This is a genomic window from Pantoea sp. ABR1s, assembly GCF_057812235.1.
On record NZ_JBSZSY010000002.1, the window covers coordinates 25,658 to 45,797 of the forward strand.

At 48.1% G+C, this 20,140-nt stretch carries 19 protein-coding genes and 1 pseudogene; 14 read left to right on the top strand and 6 right to left on the bottom strand.

Annotated features, from left to right (window positions below):
* Positions 1–20 precede the first annotated feature (20 nt).
* A complete protein-coding gene (gene silC / locus ACXKZD_RS19975) occupies positions 21–1,406 on the bottom strand; it encodes a Cu(+)/Ag(+) efflux RND transporter outer membrane channel SilC (RefSeq protein ID WP_039389859.1) in 1,386 nt (461 codons plus the stop codon).
* A 194-nt stretch (positions 1,407–1,600) separates the two neighbouring features.
* Here silC and ACXKZD_RS19980 point away from each other — a divergent pair, with 194 nt between their 5' ends.
* The 3 genes from ACXKZD_RS19980 to ACXKZD_RS19990 all read left to right on the top strand — a co-directional run bounded on the left by ACXKZD_RS19980 (position 1,601) and on the right by ACXKZD_RS19990 (position 4,420).
* Positions 1,601–2,284, top strand: a complete 684-nt coding sequence (locus ACXKZD_RS19980; RefSeq protein WP_039389857.1) for a copper/silver response regulator transcription factor — start codon at positions 1,601–1,603, stop codon at positions 2,282–2,284.
* Positions 2,274–3,728 (top strand): Cu(+)/Ag(+) sensor histidine kinase, encoded by a 1,455-nt coding sequence (locus ACXKZD_RS19985; protein ID WP_050680614.1) that lies wholly within the window; start codon positions 2,274–2,276, stop codon positions 3,726–3,728. The genes ACXKZD_RS19980 and ACXKZD_RS19985 overlap by 11 nt, the downstream gene beginning before the upstream one ends.
* 269 nt (positions 3,729–3,997) lie before the next feature.
* The gene (locus ACXKZD_RS19990) at positions 3,998–4,420 is read left to right on the top strand and encodes a hypothetical protein (protein WP_039389853.1); all 423 of its coding nucleotides are present in this window, start codon (positions 3,998–4,000) and stop codon (positions 4,418–4,420) included.
* An 853-nt stretch (positions 4,421–5,273) separates the two neighbouring features.
* Here ACXKZD_RS19990 and ACXKZD_RS19995 read toward each other — a convergent pair.
* Positions 5,274–5,504: a hypothetical protein gene (locus ACXKZD_RS19995; protein WP_050680615.1), complete on the bottom strand. Its 231-nt coding sequence runs from the start codon at positions 5,502–5,504 to the stop codon at positions 5,274–5,276.
* Positions 5,505–5,801: 297 nt separating this feature from the next.
* Here ACXKZD_RS19995 and ACXKZD_RS20000 point away from each other — a divergent pair, with 297 nt between their 5' ends.
* From ACXKZD_RS20000 to copM, 7 genes are all read left to right on the top strand, one after another.
* Positions 5,802–7,643, top strand: coding sequence for a copper resistance system multicopper oxidase (locus ACXKZD_RS20000; protein WP_039389849.1), 1,842 nt, complete (start codon positions 5,802–5,804; stop codon positions 7,641–7,643).
* Positions 7,644–7,746: 103 nt separating this feature from the next.
* The gene (locus ACXKZD_RS20005) at positions 7,747–8,631 is read left to right on the top strand and encodes a copper resistance protein B (protein WP_050680637.1); all 885 of its coding nucleotides are present in this window, start codon (positions 7,747–7,749) and stop codon (positions 8,629–8,631) included.
* Positions 8,632–8,662: 31 nt separating this feature from the next.
* Positions 8,663–9,043, top strand: a complete 381-nt coding sequence (copC, locus tag ACXKZD_RS20010; protein WP_039389843.1) for a copper homeostasis periplasmic binding protein CopC — start codon at positions 8,663–8,665, stop codon at positions 9,041–9,043.
* Between the two features lie 4 nt (positions 9,044–9,047).
* Positions 9,048–9,980: a copper homeostasis membrane protein CopD gene (gene copD, locus ACXKZD_RS20015; RefSeq protein ID WP_050680616.1), complete on the top strand. Its 933-nt coding sequence runs from the start codon at positions 9,048–9,050 to the stop codon at positions 9,978–9,980.
* Positions 9,981–10,011: 31 nt separating this feature from the next.
* On the top strand, positions 10,012–10,692 hold the full coding sequence (locus ACXKZD_RS20020) for a heavy metal response regulator transcription factor (RefSeq protein WP_039389839.1): 681 nt from the start codon (positions 10,012–10,014) through the stop codon (positions 10,690–10,692).
* Positions 10,689–12,098: a heavy metal sensor histidine kinase gene (locus tag ACXKZD_RS20025; protein WP_061704457.1), complete on the top strand. Its 1,410-nt coding sequence runs from the start codon at positions 10,689–10,691 to the stop codon at positions 12,096–12,098. Before ACXKZD_RS20020 ends, ACXKZD_RS20025 begins: the two co-directional genes overlap by 4 nt.
* A gap of 128 nt (positions 12,099–12,226) precedes the next feature.
* Positions 12,227–12,577, top strand: a complete 351-nt coding sequence (gene copM / locus ACXKZD_RS20030; RefSeq protein ID WP_039389835.1) for a CopM family metallochaperone — start codon at positions 12,227–12,229, stop codon at positions 12,575–12,577.
* Positions 12,578–12,726: 149 nt separating this feature from the next.
* On the opposite strand, the gene ACXKZD_RS20035 is transcribed toward copM, so the two are convergent.
* The 4 genes and pseudogenes from ACXKZD_RS20035 to umuD form a co-directional block, all read right to left on the bottom strand.
* Positions 12,727–14,832, bottom strand: a complete 2,106-nt coding sequence (locus ACXKZD_RS20035) for a tyrosine-type recombinase/integrase (RefSeq protein ID WP_061704456.1) — start codon at positions 14,830–14,832, stop codon at positions 12,727–12,729.
* Positions 14,832–15,818: a tyrosine-type recombinase/integrase gene (locus tag ACXKZD_RS20040; protein ID WP_064740974.1), complete on the bottom strand. Its 987-nt coding sequence runs from the start codon at positions 15,816–15,818 to the stop codon at positions 14,832–14,834. The genes ACXKZD_RS20035 and ACXKZD_RS20040 overlap by 1 nt, the downstream gene beginning before the upstream one ends.
* A 73-nt stretch (positions 15,819–15,891) precedes the next feature.
* Positions 15,892–16,119 (bottom strand): annotated as a pseudogene (locus ACXKZD_RS20045) (Y-family DNA polymerase); the annotation flags it as partial.
* Positions 16,119–16,553, bottom strand: coding sequence for a translesion error-prone DNA polymerase V autoproteolytic subunit (gene umuD / locus ACXKZD_RS20050; protein ID WP_488982168.1), 435 nt, complete (start codon positions 16,551–16,553; stop codon positions 16,119–16,121). The gene umuD and the pseudogene ACXKZD_RS20045, both read right to left, overlap by 1 nt.
* 437 nt (positions 16,554–16,990) lie before the next feature.
* On the opposite strand from umuD, the gene ACXKZD_RS20055 reads away from it, so the two are divergent.
* The 4 genes from ACXKZD_RS20055 to ACXKZD_RS20070 all read left to right on the top strand — a co-directional run bounded on the left by ACXKZD_RS20055 (position 16,991) and on the right by ACXKZD_RS20070 (position 20,033).
* Positions 16,991–17,317, top strand: coding sequence for a type II toxin-antitoxin system Phd/YefM family antitoxin (locus ACXKZD_RS20055; protein ID WP_488982154.1), 327 nt, complete (start codon positions 16,991–16,993; stop codon positions 17,315–17,317).
* Positions 17,317–17,724: a type II toxin-antitoxin system death-on-curing family toxin gene (locus tag ACXKZD_RS20060; RefSeq protein ID WP_488982155.1), complete on the top strand. Its 408-nt coding sequence runs from the start codon at positions 17,317–17,319 to the stop codon at positions 17,722–17,724. Before ACXKZD_RS20055 ends, ACXKZD_RS20060 begins: the two co-directional genes overlap by 1 nt.
* Before the next feature lie 435 nt (positions 17,725–18,159).
* Complete coding sequence (locus ACXKZD_RS20065; RefSeq protein ID WP_488982156.1) at positions 18,160–18,417, top strand: helix-turn-helix domain-containing protein; 258 nt, start codon at positions 18,160–18,162, stop codon at positions 18,415–18,417.
* A 134-nt stretch (positions 18,418–18,551) separates the two neighbouring features.
* Complete coding sequence (locus ACXKZD_RS20070; protein ID WP_488982157.1) at positions 18,552–20,033, top strand: putative phage abortive infection protein; 1,482 nt, start codon at positions 18,552–18,554, stop codon at positions 20,031–20,033.
* The last annotated feature ends 107 nt before the right edge of the window (positions 20,034–20,140 follow it).

Here is a 20,140-nt window from a genome sequence, read left to right on the forward strand (position 1 = left end):
TCCTGATTAATTAAATAAATTTACTGTACCCAACCGCCACCCAGTGCGGTGAATAGATTGATTTCGTTAACCTGCCGGGAATATGTAAGATCGAGAATGGTTTGCTGTGTCGTGAACAGGGAGCGTTCTGCGTCCAGCACTTCAATGTAGCTGACAGCACCACTTGAATATAATCCTCTGGCACGCTGGAGGGTTATCTGAAGTGAATCGAGATAACGCTGCTGTGCCTCAAGTTGCTGGTTAAGGCTGTCCCGCAGCGCAAGCGTATCGGATACATCCTTAAAGGCGGACTGAATTTTTTGTTCGTAGTTAACCACCGACTGTTGCTGGCGAATTTCGGCCAATTTCAAATTGGCTTTGTTCCTGCCGGCATTAAAAACAGGAATTTCAATTTTGGGAATAAAATTCCACATTCCGCTTCCTGGCGTAAAGAGGCTGGACAGCTCCGTACTGCTTGCGGAAAGACTACTGGTCAGGGTAATAGATGGGAAAAACGCCGCTCGCGCTGCGCCAATATTGGCATCAGCTGCTTTGAGCTGGTATTCCGCTTCCATGATATCCGGGCGCTGCAGTAAAATTTGTGACGACAGGTTTGGTGGCAGTTTTACTGGTGCGATCTCACCACCTTTCATCGTTTTTTCTGACGGAAGTGCGCGGTAGGTTCCCACCAGCAGTCGCAGGGCATTGTTTGCCTGCGCCAGATCGCCTTCTCGTTTGGCTATCTCAGCGCGGGTACTTTCGATTTGTCCCCTGGCCTGTTCAAGCGCCAGAACGTTCGTACTCCCGGTCACCAGCTGTTGCTCAACGAAAGCATAAGACTGTTGATAATTTTTCAGCGTTTCCCGCGCAATACGGAGTTGTTCGTACGCCAGTTGCTGGCTGAAATAGCTCTGTGAAACGTTGGATACCAGCAGGATGTGTACGGCCCGACGGGCTTCTTCGCTGGCAAAATAGTTCTGGCGGTCAGCTTCACTCATGTTCTTAAGCTTGCCGAAAAAATCGAGTTCATAGCTGAGCTCCAGACCCGCGTCGTACTCCTGTGCGGTCGGCTTGTCATCTTTCAGACCAACGCGGTAGGTGATCCCGGATGAGGCATTCAACTGGGGATAACGGTCTGCATCCGTGACGTTGAACTGGGCCCGGGCCTCTTCAACCTTCAGGGCGGCCATTCTCAAATCACGGTTGTTTGTCAGGGCTTCATCGATCAGCCGGGTAACCTGGGGATCGACAAAAAAAATACGCCAGCCCGTATCCTGATAGCCATTTACCGCTGGCGTCAGGCTGTTGCGTGACAAAGAAAACTGCTGTGGTACTGGCGCTGCCGGCCGCTGATAGTCAGGTGCCAGCGAAACGCAGCCAGCCAGTATAAAAATCATGCTGATGCTTAATAGTTTTAATTTGAACATAACGCTTCTCTTCCAGGCAGGCCTGGTAAATGGTTCAAATGAAGTCCAGAGTATTGATAGGGGGATGTTACAGAATGCTCTCTGTTTGCCAGGTGACTGGATAATGACAATGCTGTCATTTTTAACGTAAGCCGTTGATTACATGCTTAGGCTAAATAGAATGAATGGCACGGGTAGTCAGCCAGGGGAGCAAGATGAAAATACTGATCGTTGAAGATGAAGTAAAAACTGGTGAGTACCTCAGTAAAGGGCTTACTGAAGCGGGATTTGTAGTTGATCACGCCGATAATGGTCTGACCGGATATCATCTCGCCATAACAGCCGAATATGATTTACTGATTCTGGATATCATGCTCCCGGATGTAAACGGCTGGGATATTATTCGTATGCTTCGTGCCGCAGGTAAAGGTATGCCTGTTTTGCTGCTTACGGCTCTCGGCACCATTGAGCACCGGGTTAAAGGACTTGAGCTGGGCGCGGACGATTACCTGATTAAACCATTTGCGTTTGCTGAGCTTCTTGCCCGAGTCAGGACACTTTTACGACGGGGTAACACAGTCATCACGGAAAGCCAGTTTAAGGTGGCTGATCTGATGGTAGACCTTGTTTCAAGAAAGGTTAGCCGCGCAGGGAAACGTATCTTGCTGACGAGTAAGGAGTTCTCTCTACTGGAATTCTTCATTCGTCATCAGGGAGAGGTGCTGCCCCGTTCGCTGATTGCATCGCAGGTCTGGGATATGAACTTTGACAGCGATACTAATGCTATAGACGTGGCAGTAAAACGCCTCAGGGCAAAGATAGACAACGATTATGAGCCTAAGCTGATCCAGACGGTCCGCGGCGTGGGATATATCCTGGAGGTTCCGGATGCGTTTTAATTTCTCAGGGCGCCCTTACTCTCTCGCACTGAGACTAACCTTCTTTATCAGCCTGTCCACCATAATTGCGTTTTTTGCTTTTACCTGGTTTATGCTGCATTCCGTTGAAAAACACTTTGCAGAGCAGGATGTGCGGGATCTGAAACAAATCAGTATCGCGATGAACAGAATACTGCAGACACCTGTAGCTCCGGACCAAAAAAAAATAAGTAAAATCAAAGAATCCATATCAGATTACCGCAACGTCGCTGTTCTTATTTTGACTGATGGGGGTGACGTGTTGTTCAGTTCACCACAAGGAGCGACGTTACGTTCTGTGGTCAATGCATCAAACTTTACAGCGCATAGTCGGGCCAGGGAAATATTCCTCTGGACAGTAAAAGAGCCAACTTTACTTATGCGCAACGGCTCTGACATGAAAATGGAGACTTACAGAATCGTTGCATCTTCAGGCAAAGCAACGCTTAACGGAAAACCACAGACGTATCAGATGATAATTGGGCTCTCGATTGACTTTCATCTTCATTACCTTGAAGCACTAAAAAAGAATTTAATTGCCATTGCCTTCGTAATCAGCCTGTTGATAATTTTCATTATCCGCATAGCGGTTCGCCAGGGTCATCTTCCTCTCCGCAACGTCAGCAAGGCCATTAAAAATATTACCTCGGAGAACCTGGATGTGAGACTGGAACCGTCCAAAGTTCCCATCGAGCTGGAGCAACTGGTGATATCGTTTAACCATATGATTGAAAAGATTGAGGATGTATTTACGCGACAGGCAAATTTCTCTGCTGATATCGCCCATGAAATCAGAACGCCCATAACCAATCTGGTTACACAGACTGAAATCGCGCTAAGTCAGCACAGAACGCAGAAAGAGCTGGAGGATGTGTTGTATTCCAGCCTTGAAGAGTATAACAGAATGACAAAAATGGTCAGCGATATGCTTTTTCTGGCACAGGCTGATAATAATCAATTGATCCCCGAACGGATAATGTTTGATCTCCGCACAGAAGTGGTCAAGGTGTTTGATTTTTTCGAAGCCTGGGCAGAAGAACTCAATGTTTCTCTGCAGTTAAACGGGTCGTGCTGCCTTATTAAAGGAGACCCACTTATGTACCGAAGGGCATTAAATAATCTTCTGTCTAACGCTCTGCGTTATACGCAGTCAGGGAAGACAGTGACTGTAACCATTGCGGGGAATGAGAATAGTGTTCAGCTTATAGTTGAAAATCCAGGGAAACCGATACCTGCAGAACACCTGCCACGTTTGTTTGATCGGTTTTATCGCGTCGATCCATCGCGGCAAAGAAAGGGAGAAGGCAGTGGGATTGGTCTGGCGATTGTAAAGTCAATCGTAAACGCTCATCACGGGAAACTGTGGGTCGAATCAGATACAGTTTCGACACGATTCATATTGCTATTACCCAGAATGGCTGCATAGTGTCCCGAATGTCTCCAGTTTTTTCGATGAATAATAAATATATTACAGAGATGTCATTAAGCTGTCATGCCTTCAACAGAATTAAGCAGGTAGAATCGTCCTCACTAAGCAGGCGGAACAGTCTTTATGGATCAATATCAACGGAATACAGGCACTGAGTTACGCATATTATCTTTTTTTAAGATGAAATCAGTCTGGCTTGTAAGTTCTTTAGTTGATGACATCTTTGACAGTCCGTTATTTATTCCATTATCAACGGGAAACTTATTATGAAAAGTTTAATCTTCGCTTCCTCTGTCGGACTTAGCTTAATTCCTTCAGCCTGGGCGGATGGAAATATCAACATTCATGAGCATGTTAATAATGCCCAGGCGGCAGCGCATCAGCAACAGTTTTCATCCGTTCCTGAATCTGTCAGGGGGGAAGTATTACAAATGAAGAGTATGGATCAGCATGAACAGGCCCTTAATGTTCATAATTCCATGAAAAATGGTGCTTCTGATGCCCATCAGAAAATGGCGAAGAACCATCAGAAAATGTCAGATGATATGGCCGGCATGAAATCAAGTACCGCGCCATCTTTTGCAGAAATGGATGAACATGAAAGGGCCGCCGTTGCCCACGAAAATATGAGTAACGGCCAGTCAGAAGCACACCAGTCAATGGCTGCAATACATCGCGGTATGAAGTAAAACTGACGGAAGCGGGTTGCTATATCAGTCCTTAATGTTTTTGCAGATGTAGATATTCTTACCTTAAAGATACGATCCCTTTATTCAAATTAGCCCCTATATGGGGCTTTTTTGCAACGCTTACAAAAAATAAACATCTTTTTTATAAGATTTAATTTTTATTTTCCTGCTGCAATTGAAGATGTTATCGCTTTGAACTAATGGCGAGGAGTTCTGTTGAAGCTGTTTCAATCAGCTTAGTTTTTTTACATGGCTGAGTGTGATGTTTCTCAATAAATAATTTGCTTAATGTCGCTTGTTTTTTGAGTGATGCCAAATCACATTAATCAATTCCTCTGGCAATTATTTTAAATATTCACGGCTGAAGCAAGAGCACACCTTTCTGAACGGTTTAGAGTTTTTCATTATGCATAATAGCGGCGTATACGACATGAAATGTAAAAAACTGACTTACAAAATCTATAGGCTCTGATGATATCCTGTAAGCGGTTGTATATTCATTTTGATGCTTTCTACCGTTTCAACATGAGGCCTTTCAGGCTTAACCTGAAGATAAATCGCAGATTGCAGTGCAGGTTAGGGCGATTAGCTGGCAGACAAGACCTGAACCGGGTGAAAAAAGGGAAATACAGTTACACCTTACTGCACGTTGAGTAAACCGGGGGCTGCGGTAAAAAGAATGTTTAAAATATAAAAATGTAGCCCGCCACAGTCAGCGGGCCGGCTGAAATCAGCCTGAAAGAAGATTTACCGGAAATACATTAATGATGAGGGTAATACACAACACATCCCGGATGCAGTGGCAAGGAAGAACAGAAAACTCCGGGCGAATTTTCTGTCCACATACTATCCGTTATTTCTCTTCCAGCATCATTTTACGGTGCATATCGATAATGCTCTGATGCGCAGCTGAGTTTGCATTATCCATGCTCTCATGCGCAAGAATGGCACGTTCATGCTCATTCATCGCAGAGACAGAAACACGGTTATCAGTGTTATCTAGTACTGTTTCAGGATGCTGCTGTGCCCATGCGGACGAAGCGGAAATCAGGATCACAAGAGGGATAAGCTTTACTTTTTTCATGGTGGCAGTCCTTAACGTTGAATGTAAAATAAGAATAAACAATTACCGGCCGGGTTTACCTGTGGCCTTAGTGATGTTCATCGTACAGAAGAAAAAACGTTACGGCGAAAAATGACAGAAATGTAATTTATAAACAGTGCGTTCCAACATTACACAATTGTAATCACACAAAGTCTGTAGCTGTGGTAGCTTTCCGGTAACAAAAAACTTTTCATCCTGAACGGTAAGCACGGCTTGTGCTTCCGGAGCGGAGAGAGCCATTCTCCCGGGATAACAGAAAATTGCCGGAGTTCAGTCATGCAGCTTAAAAGTTCACGACGTAATTTCATTAAAGGGATCACTGCCGCTGGCATTGTGGGCGGACTGGGCCTGCGAACATTCGATGCATTCTCGGCGGTAAGCCTGATGCAGTCCCGCACACTTACCGGCACAGACTTTGATCTGTTTATTGGCGAGACGCCGCTAAATATCACCGGTAAAACCCGGTATGCAAAAACCATTAATGCCGGCCTGCCAGGCCCTCTGTTGCGCTGGAAAGAAGGCGATACCGTTACATTAAGAGTTAAAAATCGCCTTTCTGAACCGACATCAATTCACTGGCATGGCATTCTTCTGCCGGCGAATATGGATGGCGTACCGGGACTGAGTTTTCATGGTATTGAGCCGGACGATACCTATGTTTACTCCTTTAAGATAAAGCAGAACGGTACATACTGGTATCACAGCCATTCCGGCCTGCAGGAGCAGGAAGGTGTCTATGGCCCGATTATTATTGATGCAGCTGAACCAGAACCGTTTGTCTGGGACAGCGAACACATAGTCATGCTTACCGACTGGTCTGATGAAAAAGCATCAGACATTCTCGCCAAACTGAAAAAGCAGTCCGATTATTACAACTTTGCGAAACCTACCGTTTCTGACTTTTTCCGTGACGCCAGGGAAAAAGGTCTAGGCAGTACGTTGTCCGATCGGAAAATGTGGGCGGAAATGAAGATGAATCCGACGGATCTGGCTGACGTCAGTGGTGCCACATATACCTATCTCATGAACGGGCAGGGCCCTGGAAAAAACTGGACAGGGCTGTTCCGTAAAGGCGAGAAGGTACGCCTGCGTTTCATTAACGGTTCCGCCATGACCTACTTTGATGTGCGCATTCCGGGGTTGAAAATGACGGTCGTGGCGGCTGATGGCCAGTATGTCACGCCTGTTGCTGTTGACGAGTTCCGCATCGCTGTGGCCGAAACTTACGATGTAATCGTGGAGCCGGCTGAAGATGCCTACACTATTTTCGCGCAGTCTATGGACAGAAGCGGCTACGCTCGCGGCACGCTGGCTGTCCGTGAAGGGCTTTATGCTCCGGTACCGGCTCCCGATCCTCGCCCCTGGCTGACTATGGACGATATGGGTATGGGCGGCATGGATCATGGCAGCATGGGCGATATGGATCACAGCCAGATGCAGAGCATGAATAACGACACCATGACGGGCATGGATGGTAATGCTATGCAGGCTATGGATGGCTCTGGTGTCTCCGGAGCAGCAGAAAGTATGCCGGAAATGGACCATAGCGCCATGGCCGGGATGGATCACGGCAGTATGAGTGGCATGGGGGACATGCAGAAACATCCTGCATCTGAAACAGACAATCCTCTGGTTGATATGCAGGCCATGATGCCGGCGCCTAAATTAAGTGACCCGGGCATTGGTCTGCGCAATAACGGCAGAAAAGTCCTTACGTATGCCGATCTGAAAAGCACATTTGACGATCCGGACGGGCGTGAGCCATCGCGTACCATCGAGCTACATCTCACCGGACATATGGAAAAATTCGCCTGGTCATTCAACGGTATTAAATTCTCCGATTCAGAACCGGTTACGTTGCGATATGGCGAACGCGTGCGTGTGGTGCTGGTTAACGACACGATGATGACGCACCCCATTCACCTGCATGGTATGTGGAGCGATCTGGAGGATGAGGACGGTAATTTCCTGGTACGCAAACACACTATCGATATGCCTCCGGGTACCCGCCGAAGCTATCGGGTAACTGCCGATGCACTCGGGCGGTGGGCTTATCACTGTCATCTTCTTTTCCATATGGAAACCGGCATGTTTCGTGAAGTCCGGGTTACAGAGTGAGGTAGCGATAATGTCAGTTTCAGGATGGAATGATATGACAAAGTATTTTTCACGTTCCGCTGCAGGTTTGCTGGCCTGCACTGCGTTTGCCGGAGCGATAGTGATGCCCGCGTTTGCAGCACCTACGGGACCATCTGACAATTTACAACAGCATGATATGTCAGGCATGGACCATTCTGCTATGCAGGGAATGGATCATGCGTCTATGGAAGGAATGACGCCTGGGACATCCGGTATGGGGGGTATGGAATCCATGCAGCCCGCGGCGCCAGCAGAAAGCCGTACACCCATTCCGCCGGTTACGGAGGCGGACCGTAAGGCAGCATTCCCGGACGTACATGGGCATAAGGTTCATGACAACAGCATAAATTACTTTGTGCTTGCCGATCAGCTTGAATGGCAAAAAAACAACGATCCGGGTGGCTTCAGCTGGGATGTAAGCGGCTGGGCTGGCGGGGATATCAATCGACTCTGGTTACGTAGCGAAGGTGAAACCACCCGAGGTAAAGCCGAATCCGCAGAAGTTCAGGCTTTATGGGGACATGCTCTGACACCCTGGTGGGACGTGGTTGCCGGTGCCCGGCAGGATTTCAGGCCCGGAAAACCGCAAACCTGGCTGGCTGCTGGTTTTCAGGGCATGGCGTTGTACAACTTTGAAAGTGAGCTGACTGCGTTTGCCGGCGAGCAGGGACGGACAGCGCTCAGGCTGGAAGCCGAATACGATGTGCTGCTGACCAATCGCCTGATCCTGCAACCTTCCTTTGAGGCGAATATTTACGGGAAAGATGATGAGGCACGGGAAACCGGTAAAGGCCTTTCCAGTACCGAACTTGCTCTTCGCCTTCGCTATGAAGTGAAAAGAGAATTTGCACCTTACGTAGGGGTTTCGTGGAGCCAGCTCTATGGCAATACTGCTGATATGGCTGCCCGTGAAGGTGAAAAAGATAACGAAGTGCGCTTCCTCCTCGGGGCTCGCATGTGGTTCTGATGCAGTTAATTCAAACAAAACAGGTATTATTATGAAACATTCATCTGCCAAATATTTCTTCGCTTTAATTGCTTCTGGCGCGGCTTTTGCTGCACAGGCGCATCCGGAACTGGCGTCTGCTGTCCCTGCTGATAAGTCTCAGATAACGGCACCGTCTAAACTGGAACTGCATTTCACCGAAAATCTGGTAACGAAATTTTCCGGCGCCCGTCTTGTAATGACCGCCATGCCGGGCATGTCTTCTCATGCGCCAATGCCGGTTGCGGCTAAAGTCTCAGCGGGCAGCGATCCGAAAACGATGATTATCACACCGGCAAAAACTCTGCCTGCAGGAACCTATAAAGTGGAATGGCGGGCGGTATCTTCTGATACTCACCCCCGGACCGGCAACTACAGTTTCAGCGTGAAGTAATACCATGAACGATCAGACTTTTATTATCATCCGTTTTTTTCTTTACCTTGATCTTATGCTTCTTTTTGGCCTGCCTTTATTCGAAATTTATGGGGTAAAGGGAGTATTGAAGAAATCGGTATCGTTGTTCAGCGTCTGGTCGTTCTTTTTTACGCTCATCTCTGCTGGCATGGTTTTGTCCCTTGCAAATATGCTGCTTGTCGCTCAGGCCATGAGTGGCGTCAGTGATCCCGGCGAACTGACTCTCCATATTATGGAGATGGTTGTCGGGGAAACTGCAGTGGGCATGAGCTGGGTTATCCGCTTCGCTGCACTGGTCATGGCGTTTATCGGGCTTGGCCTGCGGCTCAGGCATGTCGGGCTGTCACGTTATGTGCTTACCCTGTCCGGCGGTATAGCACTTGCTACACTGGCATGGGGCGGGCATGCGGCAATGAATGACGGCATCAGCTACTATCTTCATCTTCTGAGCGATATCATTCATCTGACAGCGGCCGGGGCCTGGATCGGTGCACTGGCGGCTTTTACTCTGCTCTTATGCATCAAAAAGGCTGAAAAGGCTGTCTATGCCAGCCAGCTGGCCGCAGCGTTGTCGGGTTTTGCCCGTGCCGGCACGATCATTGTGCTGAGCATTGTCATCACCGCCGTGGTTAACTTCGTATTTATCGTTGAAAAGCCTCTGAGTACCCTGCCGGGCAGTGACTATGGTCTGCTGCTGCTGATAAAAACTGTTCTGTTTTTTCTGATGCTGCTGCTGGCCGCCGCCAATCGCTTCCGGCTTACACCGCGACTGGAAACGGCCCTGCTTCAGGGCCAATATAAGATGGGTATTTACCTGATGCGTAAAAGCATTATCACGGAATTTACTGTTTCGGTACTGATACTGGCAACCGTCGCCTGGCTGGGCACGCTATCGCCGGGTACCGGTATGGAATAACGACTAACCGTAGCCTGCAGGAAAGCTGCCCATGACCACTATGCTGATCGTTGAGGATGAACTGAAAACCGGTACCTACCTGAAACAGGGGCTTCTGGAAGCGGGATATGATGTAACCCTTGTAAACGATGGGCGTCAGGGACTGGAGCATATCCTGCGACAGCATTATGATCTCATTATTCTGGATGTAATGCTGCCCTCAATGGACGGCTGGGATATTCTTCAGCAGATGCGTATGGCCCGGCACGAAGAGCCCGTGTTGTTTCTGACTGCCCGGGATAACGTCAGTGAAAAGATTAAAGGTCTCGATCTTGGCGCGGATGACTATCTGCTCAAACCCTTTGATTTTGCCGAACTCCTGGCGCGTATCCGCACCCTGCTCAGACGCAACCGTACGCAAACGTCCGGTACGCACCGCATTGCTGATTTGGTTATGGATGTCACCCGCCGGAGTGTGAGCCGTTCCGGCAAAAAGATACATTTGTCTGCTAAAGAATTTGTGCTGCTTGAGCTACTGTTACAGCGGACCGGAGAGGTGCTGCCAAGGAGCCTGCTTTCATCTCTGGTCTGGAATATCAATTTTGAAAGCGATACCAATGTGATTGATGTAGCCGTCAGACGACTTCGCAGTAAGGTGGATGATGACTTTACACCAAAGCTTATTCACACGGTACGGGGTATCGGATATGTGCTGGAGATACGGGAAGAGTGAAGCGTAACTGGTCCCTGACATCACGACTGAGCATAATCTTTGCCGGCGTGATGATGTCCGTCTGGCTTCTTTCGAGTGTGCTGCTTGTAGCCGCCCTCAGCAGTTATTTTCGTCATCAGGATGCCACATTGCTGACCGGAAAGCTTGAACTTGCCACAGAGCTTCTTGAGGGCGAGGTGCACGCCGGAAAGCTCGACAGCGCATCGCTTGCACGAAAGCTTTCGGATGCCATGGTTGGTCACAGCGGACTTTATCTTTCCGTTAAAACAACTGATAACCAGATGCTGGCCGACTATTCATCACCCGGTTTTTTGGTGCCTTATGAGCGCTTTAGCGGCGAAGCTACCCGTCCGGGTATTATGCAGACGGTAGAGGAAGATAGCTGGCGTTATAACGTTATGGTCAGAAAAATTAATGCTAAGAGCGCAGGAAAACTAAACGATGTACTGATTACGGCCGCCTATGATACCAGCCTTCATGATGAGTTTATCGGTCAGCTTAAAAGATGGCTGGTCTGGTTTAATGTCGCCCTGATATTTATCTCCGTTTTTCTGGGATGGCTCGTCACCCGGATGGGACTCAGGCCTCTGAATGAAATAAACCGGCTTGCCTCAGCAATTACGATTAACAGCCTGAGCAAACGTCTCCCTGGCCATAATCTGCCAGCCGAACTAAAGGTAACAGTAGCTGAAATTAACAGCATGCTTGAACGGCTGGAAGATTCATTCTGTCGTCTGTCTGAGTTCTCTTCGGATATCGCGCATGAACTGCGTACCCCTGTCAGTAATCTGATGATGCAGACTCAGGTTGCGCTGTCCCGTGAACGTGATGCCGAAAGTTACCGTGAGGTACTTTTTTCAAATCTGGAAGAGCTGAGCCGGCTCGCCAGAATGAGCAGTGATATGCTTTTCCTGGCTAAATCTGAAAACGGGCTGATGCCTCTGGAGAAACAGGACATTTCGTTAAACGCAGAGCTGGAAGAGCTCCTCGATTTTTTTGAACCGCTTGCCGGTGACAGCGGTAAAACGCTTTCTCTGCAGGGGGAGGCAGTTGTCAGAGGCGATCGCCTGATGCTGCGTCGTGCAATGAGTAATCTGATAACTAACGCCATAAAATATTCATTACCGGGATCAGCTATTAATGTGCTGGCTGAACACCACGCCGGCAGGGTTTTTATACATATCTCTAACCCCACAGAAAATATCAACCGGGATAGTCTGAACCGGCTTTTTGACCGCTTTTACCGGGGCGACGCTTCCCGTCAGCATAATACGGACGGTGCCGGGCTGGGGCTGTCCATCACCCGTTCTGTTTTACTGGCTCATGAGGGCGATCTGCAGGTTTCCATGAACGATAATGTAATTACGTTCACGGCAATGATGCCGGCTCCCCGGGAGGTGTTTTAACGTTTTACCGGCAGGTCGGCAATTTTCATGGTCTTGTACTGCCTTAGTATCAGTAATAGGTTTCCCGGCACATTAAAGGATATCGGGAAAATCTGAAGTCTGAATCCAATACATGAAGGAGTGACGTTATGAAAAAAACGCAATTTGTTTTTGCTTCACTGATTTTTGCCCTGCCGGCTGCCGTTATAGCACAGCAGCCGGATTCAAAGATGTCCCAGGATATGAATATGTCCCCGGCTTCAAAAGAGTACATGTCTGGTATGCAAAAGATGCACAGCGGCATGATGAATGCCATGAAGGAGCAGGATGCTGACAGAGCGTTTGCCAGGGGCATGATTGAGCACCACAAAGGGGCTATTGCCATGGCCGAAACGGAACTGAAATACGGGAAAGATCCGGAAATGAAGAAGATGGCAGAGGACATTATCAAAGCGCAAAAAGGTGAAATTGAGCATATGGAAACGTGGCTGAAAAAATAATCATCTTCCGCTTTGGGGTCTGTTAACGTAAAGCAGGTTTCTGGCGGAGGACCTCTGGGAATCTTTAATGAGAAAGTAATATAACCTGTCTGAACCTTCGCCCCGGGTCCATTCAGGCAAAATGCTTCTCCGGGGCGAAACAGGGTGCCTTACTGTTTTTTCAATGCATAATCCAGTTTTTCCATATCGTTAACGACAATTTCTTGCTCGTCAGCAGTCAGAGGAACTTCCTCCAGATAACGCTTCACTGAAGCCTTACTTTCCAGCAGCAGGCCTCTGGCGCTTTCTTTAGGTAGGTTAAAATCGCACCCGATACAGGCCATACGGTGAGGGCAGCTGCTCCAGAATGGGTTCGTACAGAAAGAATCCCCTAAATCGTAATAGGTTGCCGGTCCGGTCAGGCTGACAGCCTCCGGATCATGATCGATTAGCACGCTCATCATATGCGCCACCCGGTCCGCCTTCACAAAAGACGCAGCCAGCTGGGTAGGACGTATACGAATATAATGCATGGTGGACTGAGGCGTAGAATGACCTGACCACTGCATCAGCTCATACAAAGTCATGCCCTGTGGAACACTGGCCAGGGCTGTAACTGCTGAAGCGCGCCCCCGATGGCTGGTAATTGGCCCCCGGCTGTCTTGCGCAGGCACACCCGCTCTGGCACAGAGAACCGGGATGACAGTCCGGTTTATGACATCCCTGCCGACAGGTTTGCCCCGAAACTGAAACAGGAAGCGGACTTTTTCACCGGTACGCTCATCCGTAAGAGCTGCCTGTTCCTGTGGACGTTCGCTGAGCCAGATATCAACGTACTTTTTCACGACGGCAGAGATAGGTTTTACAAAGGCTTTAGACGTTTTTCCTGCCGGTACGCTGAGGTAGCAAAGCGTTCCTGCCGGAATGATGTTGCCATCCTCCCGCCTGATATCATCCGCCTGCAGAGTGATGCAGCCAGCAGTAAGACGCATTAACTCGTTCTGGCGCAGCCCGGCATGTGTCCAGATAACGGCCATCGCCTGCAACATGGACAGAGGATAGTGAATGTCACTCAGGAGATCTTCATGGCGCAGATTGAGGCTTGCCCAGATCAGCTTCAGCCAGACCGGATCATCAATGACGCGGGGATTTACACTCTGACGGAACAGTGGAGTGCCAGGCGTAGAGAGATGTCGTGCCGGACTGAATTTCAGTCGCCCCCAGCCCCAGTTTTCATAATCGATCATGAAACGGCGAACCGCATAAACAAATCCACTACGGGAATTCGGCAGCAAGGGCTCACCTATCCGGGCAGATTGCCGGGCACCTCCTTCAGTGCCCAGTGACAGCTCGCCCACCTTCATTCGTCCAACTGCCGCAATAAAGCTGGCACAGGTTTCCATTGTCCAGTCGGCCGGTTCGTGAATATCCGGATATTCACGGGCAAGCCACAGCCCACAGCGGAGAATAAAACTGTACTGGTTCTCCCGCGATCGGGGGCGAAGCACTGACGTATGCCTCCATTTCCGGCACCACCTGACCCAGTCTGCCGCGATACCTTGCGTGGGTTTTTCATGCCATTCTTTATAATTCCGCATACGCACAGAATTTTTTATGATGCCCATTGCGGCAAGTGCGTGTGAAACCCTGCCAGCTGTTTTTGCTATTCCCCGGTCGTGATAATTCTGTGCCCGCCACAGCAGATCGATCGTAAAGCTTTCAAGTTGAGGATTTTTATTCATCAGCATCAGTACGCCGAGTATGGCTGACAGAGCATTTTTCTGGTTCTGACTTTTATACCCAAGCGAAACCAGAGCTTCAGTCAGACGGCTGAGCTCCTGACTGAAAATGTTCTGTCCAAAAATGGCTCGGGCATACAGCGACGGCGCGCCCTGATGCGGCAAACTGAACGGAGAAGAAAATGGGCCAAGATGAAAGGCAAAAGCGGCAAGCAGCGGCCTGCCTGATTCATGCTGCTGTAACAGATAAATCCATTTTTCCTGCGGCCACTGCCAGCAGGGTTTCCCTGTCCGGTGTGTTTCTGCCAGAACGGAAAGAATTATGATTCTGATCAGCCTGTCACTGGTTCCACTGCGAGTGGCAATATCCTGCAAAGGCATCAGTAACAATGACAAAGAATCCGGCTGTTCGAGAGCGGCTGATCTGCGATGGCCTGTACTTAGCGCTGCCCGTTCTTCAGCAGTGAGCACATCATTCAGCTGATAATCTGTACGTTCAAAGGGGCTATAAGTACACATGATTATTTCTTCTTTCATCAGCGAGTCTCCGTCTGAAAAATAAGGCCGGCAACTTTTCGATCAATTTCAGCTACTGCAGCGGCCATCCGACCAGCCAAATCAGAACCTGAAAGATGGATGTAAATCTGGGTAGTACGCGGATCGCGGTGTCCTGCGTATGCGGCTAGTTCATGGAGTTTCCATCCAAAGCGTGCCAGGTGCGTCAGACGAAGATGGCGGAAGGTATGTGTGGTGATTTGTGGAAGGCCGGCATCAAGTGCCCATTTCCGGACGGTTTTACTCCAGTTCCAGAAAGACAGGGGGGCACCGTGGTTACGATCAGAAGCCGAGCGAAACAATGCACCTTCTCGGTAACCCGCGAGCCGTAACTGCCGGAAATGATTTGCCAGCACCGGTGTTACGGCGGAACTGTAGCAGACTATCCTTTCCCGCCTGTTTTTCGTCGTTTCGGCGCGAACACGAATCAGACGATGAGCAGGATCAATATCTTCAAGCATGAGGGAGGCTACTTCTGCGCGACGAAGCGCACCGTAATACGCCAGGGCTAGCATCAATCTGTCACGCAGGGAGGCGGCAGAGACATGCATCAGGAATCTGAGCCATTGCTCATCATCAGGAATAACGGGCAGACGTGTGATACGGGGAACCAGACCGCGTCCCGTATAAGCGCTCCCCGGCAAACCCGAACGGGGTAACGGGTTGAGACTGCAGATATCCTGATAAACCAGAAAGTCATACCAGAGACGGATCGCAGAAAGGCGCAGCTGGAGCGTGGCGCTGGCCGCGGGAAAAGGCATGCCGGGTAGCTGAGGGCTGATGTAGGCGGCCAGGTCTTCAAACCGGGCCTTTTCAGGTTCAATGCTGTTCTGGCTGCAGAACGCAAAATAATGGCTGAGGGCACTGCGGTAGGCGGAGAGTGTGGCCTGAGCCCTGCCCAGGTCGGACAGCAGTTTCAGCCAGCGCTCCGCCAGTACCAGAACGTCCTCATTTGGTGGAATCATCATTGTGTTTACCTCTGACAGCAGCATTGCTACTCAAAGTTTACCCAGTCAATGTTGCATTCCACTTAACTTACTAGAGTGCATAATTGCTTGAAAAGCAATGTACATTTTTTGAAAAGCCTCTTTCACGCAGTTTGAACCAAGGCTCACCCATCTTTATACCCAGCGCCTTAGCCTCTTTGTTTCTGGCGATGACGCAGCCATCGTTATTTGAGGCAACCACTACAGGCTGACCTTTAAGATCGGGACGGAAGACCTGTTCGCAGGAGGCATAGAAGCTGTTAACGTCGGCCAGGGCAAACATCATTTGCTCCGGGTGCTATGAATAAAGTGAGTGACTACGCCAAAGATATCGAGCTCATCCGGATTGATATCTTTGGCCTGATAAGGAGGCGTCAGCGATCGCAGCGCAAGGCGGGGACGCAGCTGCAGCTGCCGGACGATAAACTCACCCTCAGCGGTGGCCACGATGGTATCACCATGTTCCGGAGTCACCGCACGGTCAATGACCAGCAGATCGCCATCTCTCATACCAGCACTGGTCATGCTGTTTCCTGAAGCCCGAAGGAAGAATGTGGCAGCAGGATGCCTTACACAGTACTGATGCAGGTTTAGCTCTGACTCAATATAGTCTTGAGCCGGAGATGGAAAACCTGCTGGAACCCGCTCAAGAAAAAGCGGAAGTGCCAAATCCTGCGGCTCATCAGTGGCCAGCTGCAATGTGAAAGAAGCGCTCATAAGTTTGCCTGGAAAATTATAACTGTTTTTATATACAGTAATATGACTGGCATAATTTTGCCAGTTGCACCTCTGTAAAGACGGAGAAAGAACTTGATAGGGAGTCAGAAGAACCCTGTTTTTAATAACGAAAAAGGAATAGAGAATTAGTGATGAGGACAACAAATCGTTAATCTGATCCCACTATGCGGCCTGTTCTGGGTTAATGGCTAACCTGCTCAGCCAGGCAGCAGAAATCTGCAAGCGCTTGGTCACGTCTATGTAAATTCATCTCTTTACCTTCAATAGAGCGCGAAACCCCTCTACAGAGCGGCGATATGCACCGATGAGGCGGGCTGTTTATGTACACGGTTTTTTTTACTATCAGCCACTGGCAAAAGGTATGGTTAGTTTGCTAATCTCTAACCTGTACATGTACAGGTTAGGGGTTCTACAACATGAAAACGATTAGCTATACAAAAATGCGTGACGAACTGGCAGATGTGCTTGAAGCACTCCGCGGCGGGGAGCCTGTTACCATTACCCAGCGCGGCAAGGCCGACATCATTATTAGTGCGCAAATCGGCAAGAGCATATATCCGTCAGAGCAACCTGCCTGGAAAAAAAGTAACACAGAAAATAAAAGTGGAATTGGTTATGAAAAAATCCGACAGAAAAATACTAATTCTGGCAAGGGATTAGGTTTGGGACTTACTTTTGAAGAAGCAAAATCGCGTACTCAAAGTAAGCATGCCGGGATTATTAAAGCGTTAGAAGATAAGTAATGGAAATCACTTTTCTTGAAACAGCGCAGGTAGTAGAGATCCAAAGTTCTACGCTACCTCATAGCGGGCCGCCTGATATGGGAAAGTTAGAGGGGGCTCTGCATCGCGTCCACACGCTCAATTATTATGAGGGTTGTGATGATATTTTCATACTGGCGGCACAATACCTGATTGGTATAGCTAAGGCTCATGCTTTTAACGACGCGAATAAGCGTACGGCGTTTCAGGCGGCATCAATATTCTTAATGATGAATGGGTATGAATTAGGAACTTCTCAGGAACTGGTCAAAATGACGGTATTTGCTGCGAGTGATGATGCCAATCTGGCTGAGGTTTCCTTTGCGTTACGCCTGTTATCCAATTATGGCGATGATCTGCTTAATGATTACCCTGACGATTACGTTTAATAAGCCCGCCGCTTGGCGGGTTTTTTATTGGCAGATTTAGCAAAATCACTAAAGGCTTCAACAACGAAAGGCGTCATCATATGACCTGGCATCTGGATAACCCCTTCTCAGGCATAATGGTTTACCTGCCAGGTGTGGGCGGCGAGTGTCAGGGCGATTACAACTAAGATGCTGGCTGTAGCGCAGAGCATGCGGTGGTCTACCCTCCTCAGATGCAACCTGTCATGCAGATATATTGCTTTTTTGCATCTTAAAACTAAAGCTCGTAAAGTATCATTTTGATACTTTTGATTTATAAATTTTAAGGGGATTTTCTCAGATGCATTTTATGTTTTTTTCGTTGATGCTACCGGCAATTGCAGGGATAAAGCCTGAAAGACAGCGGGGCCGGGAGGCATTAAGAGTAGTTCTGCATCACACATATGGTCCTGCACGATGACCTCCTATGAGTTGCGCGTCTGGCGGCGTGGCATGGGATGGACACAGGAGCGAGCAGCAAAAGAGCTGTGCATTTCTTTGCCGACTTATAAGCGGATGGAACTCAAACGCGTGGGCCGGCTTCCAGCACCCGTGCAGCCAGTTATCGAATATGCTACATCTACATTAACGCTTAAAGCGATGTTGCCGGAATTGAAGAAAATGACCAAAACGCAGGTGCTGGCGCAGCTGCAGCTAATGCTGATCCGAGATTAGCATGGTTGATATCAAGCGGATAAGTATGGCTTTATCTGCCGGATTCTGACCCGGAAAGTTATTTAAGTATAAATTTACACTGAACACATCTCCTCTCTTGAGGATTAAAATTCAGTATCTAAAAGGAAGTAGAGATGTATTACAAATTTAAAGAAAATAAATTCATAGATTTTTTAATAATAGTAATTGCTACAGTTATTGCTGTGTTATTTATCAGTAATGTCATTATAGATTCGATTGGGTCGTGGCAAGGTATAGTGGCTATAGCCAGCGCTTTGGGCACCGTATGGGCTGCTGTTGCGACCTGGCTTGCGGCCCGAAAAGCGGCAGAAAGTGCGCAGATAGCCCGCCAGTCAATGGAATACAGTATGGAATTAGGTAAAAAGACGCTTGAAGAAACACAGACTTCAAACCGACACGCCGCTTTTGAAAACCGCTATGCCATGCTGCTTGCGCAGCACGATAATTATCATAATCAGTTATGTTCCTATTTAGATACAGGAAAATTGAGCAAATCAGAATATGATAATATTAAAGCTATTAATTCTTATAGTCATAGTGATAAGCAGAGGAGTCAGGTAGATATCTATGAGTTTTTTCATATCAGTATACATGAGCTAGGCCTAGAGAACTGTCTGGCTTTCCTGACCGGACATGAAATCATCAGCCGCTATATGAGAACGCTGTATCACCTGCTGAAGTTTGTACACACGGAGTGTGTTTATAATGGGGCTGTTGACTATAATTTTCAGAAAAATTACACATCTCCGGTCAGGTCTACAATACGTAATGACGTGCTGCTGCTGATAGCCGTAAATGCGCTTAATGTACGGAGTCAGCGAGCAAAAAATTCCTCATACCCGTATTACCAGCAATTACTTCATACTTTCAATTTCTTTGAGCACGCAATCTTCATGTTCCCCGAAAAACCGAATGAGTTGTTCGGGAATGATGACTGGACTGGAAGTGTCAGAAAGCAAATTTTAAGTAGGCAGAGTGATTTTATGAATAAAAGGGATGAACAGAGATCAACTGAAACCCGCTCTTTTACCATTCCCCCGGTTCGGTTAATGTCTCCACTAATGCTGATCATATTGATTTTCAAAAATCCAATGCTTGAAGCAGCACAGGAGGCACTGGCTAGCCTTGCTGAATCTTATGATATGTCTGAGAAGGTCCAGGAGGAAATTAGAGAAGCCTTGGAGGAACTAAGAACTGCTAGAAATGTTACGAATAAAGCATCTGAATTTGAGGGTAAGTTTTCAAAAGGAGTGATGTGGGAGCCTGTCGAAGAAGCTATCCTGTCTGAAATAGAAATGCGCGCCTTTATGGGCTTCTGTAAATATGATCACACTTCCTTCAGATATCATCTCGATGGAGAAGTCCATACACTTAAGGGCGAATCTATCAGAATGCTATTTCGAAACCTGATGCGATATGATGGGATTTCTAAACGTGTGGAAGAGCATAATGGGCTGGAAGAATATATGCACCATCTTAAGGAAGAGTATGCGGCAAGTTTAATGGCGTTTATGAAAGAGGTGAACGCTTATAAATCAGAACCGGTCATCAGCCACCTTCAGAACGCTGCTGTGCAAGCTATACCCCAACTGTGATAACTATCGGGTCAGCTTCCTGAACCAGACAATCACATGCTAGATATCATAAAATGATACATGGTTGTTATATGAGCAGTGCTCTGTTATTATAAACAGAGTCAGGG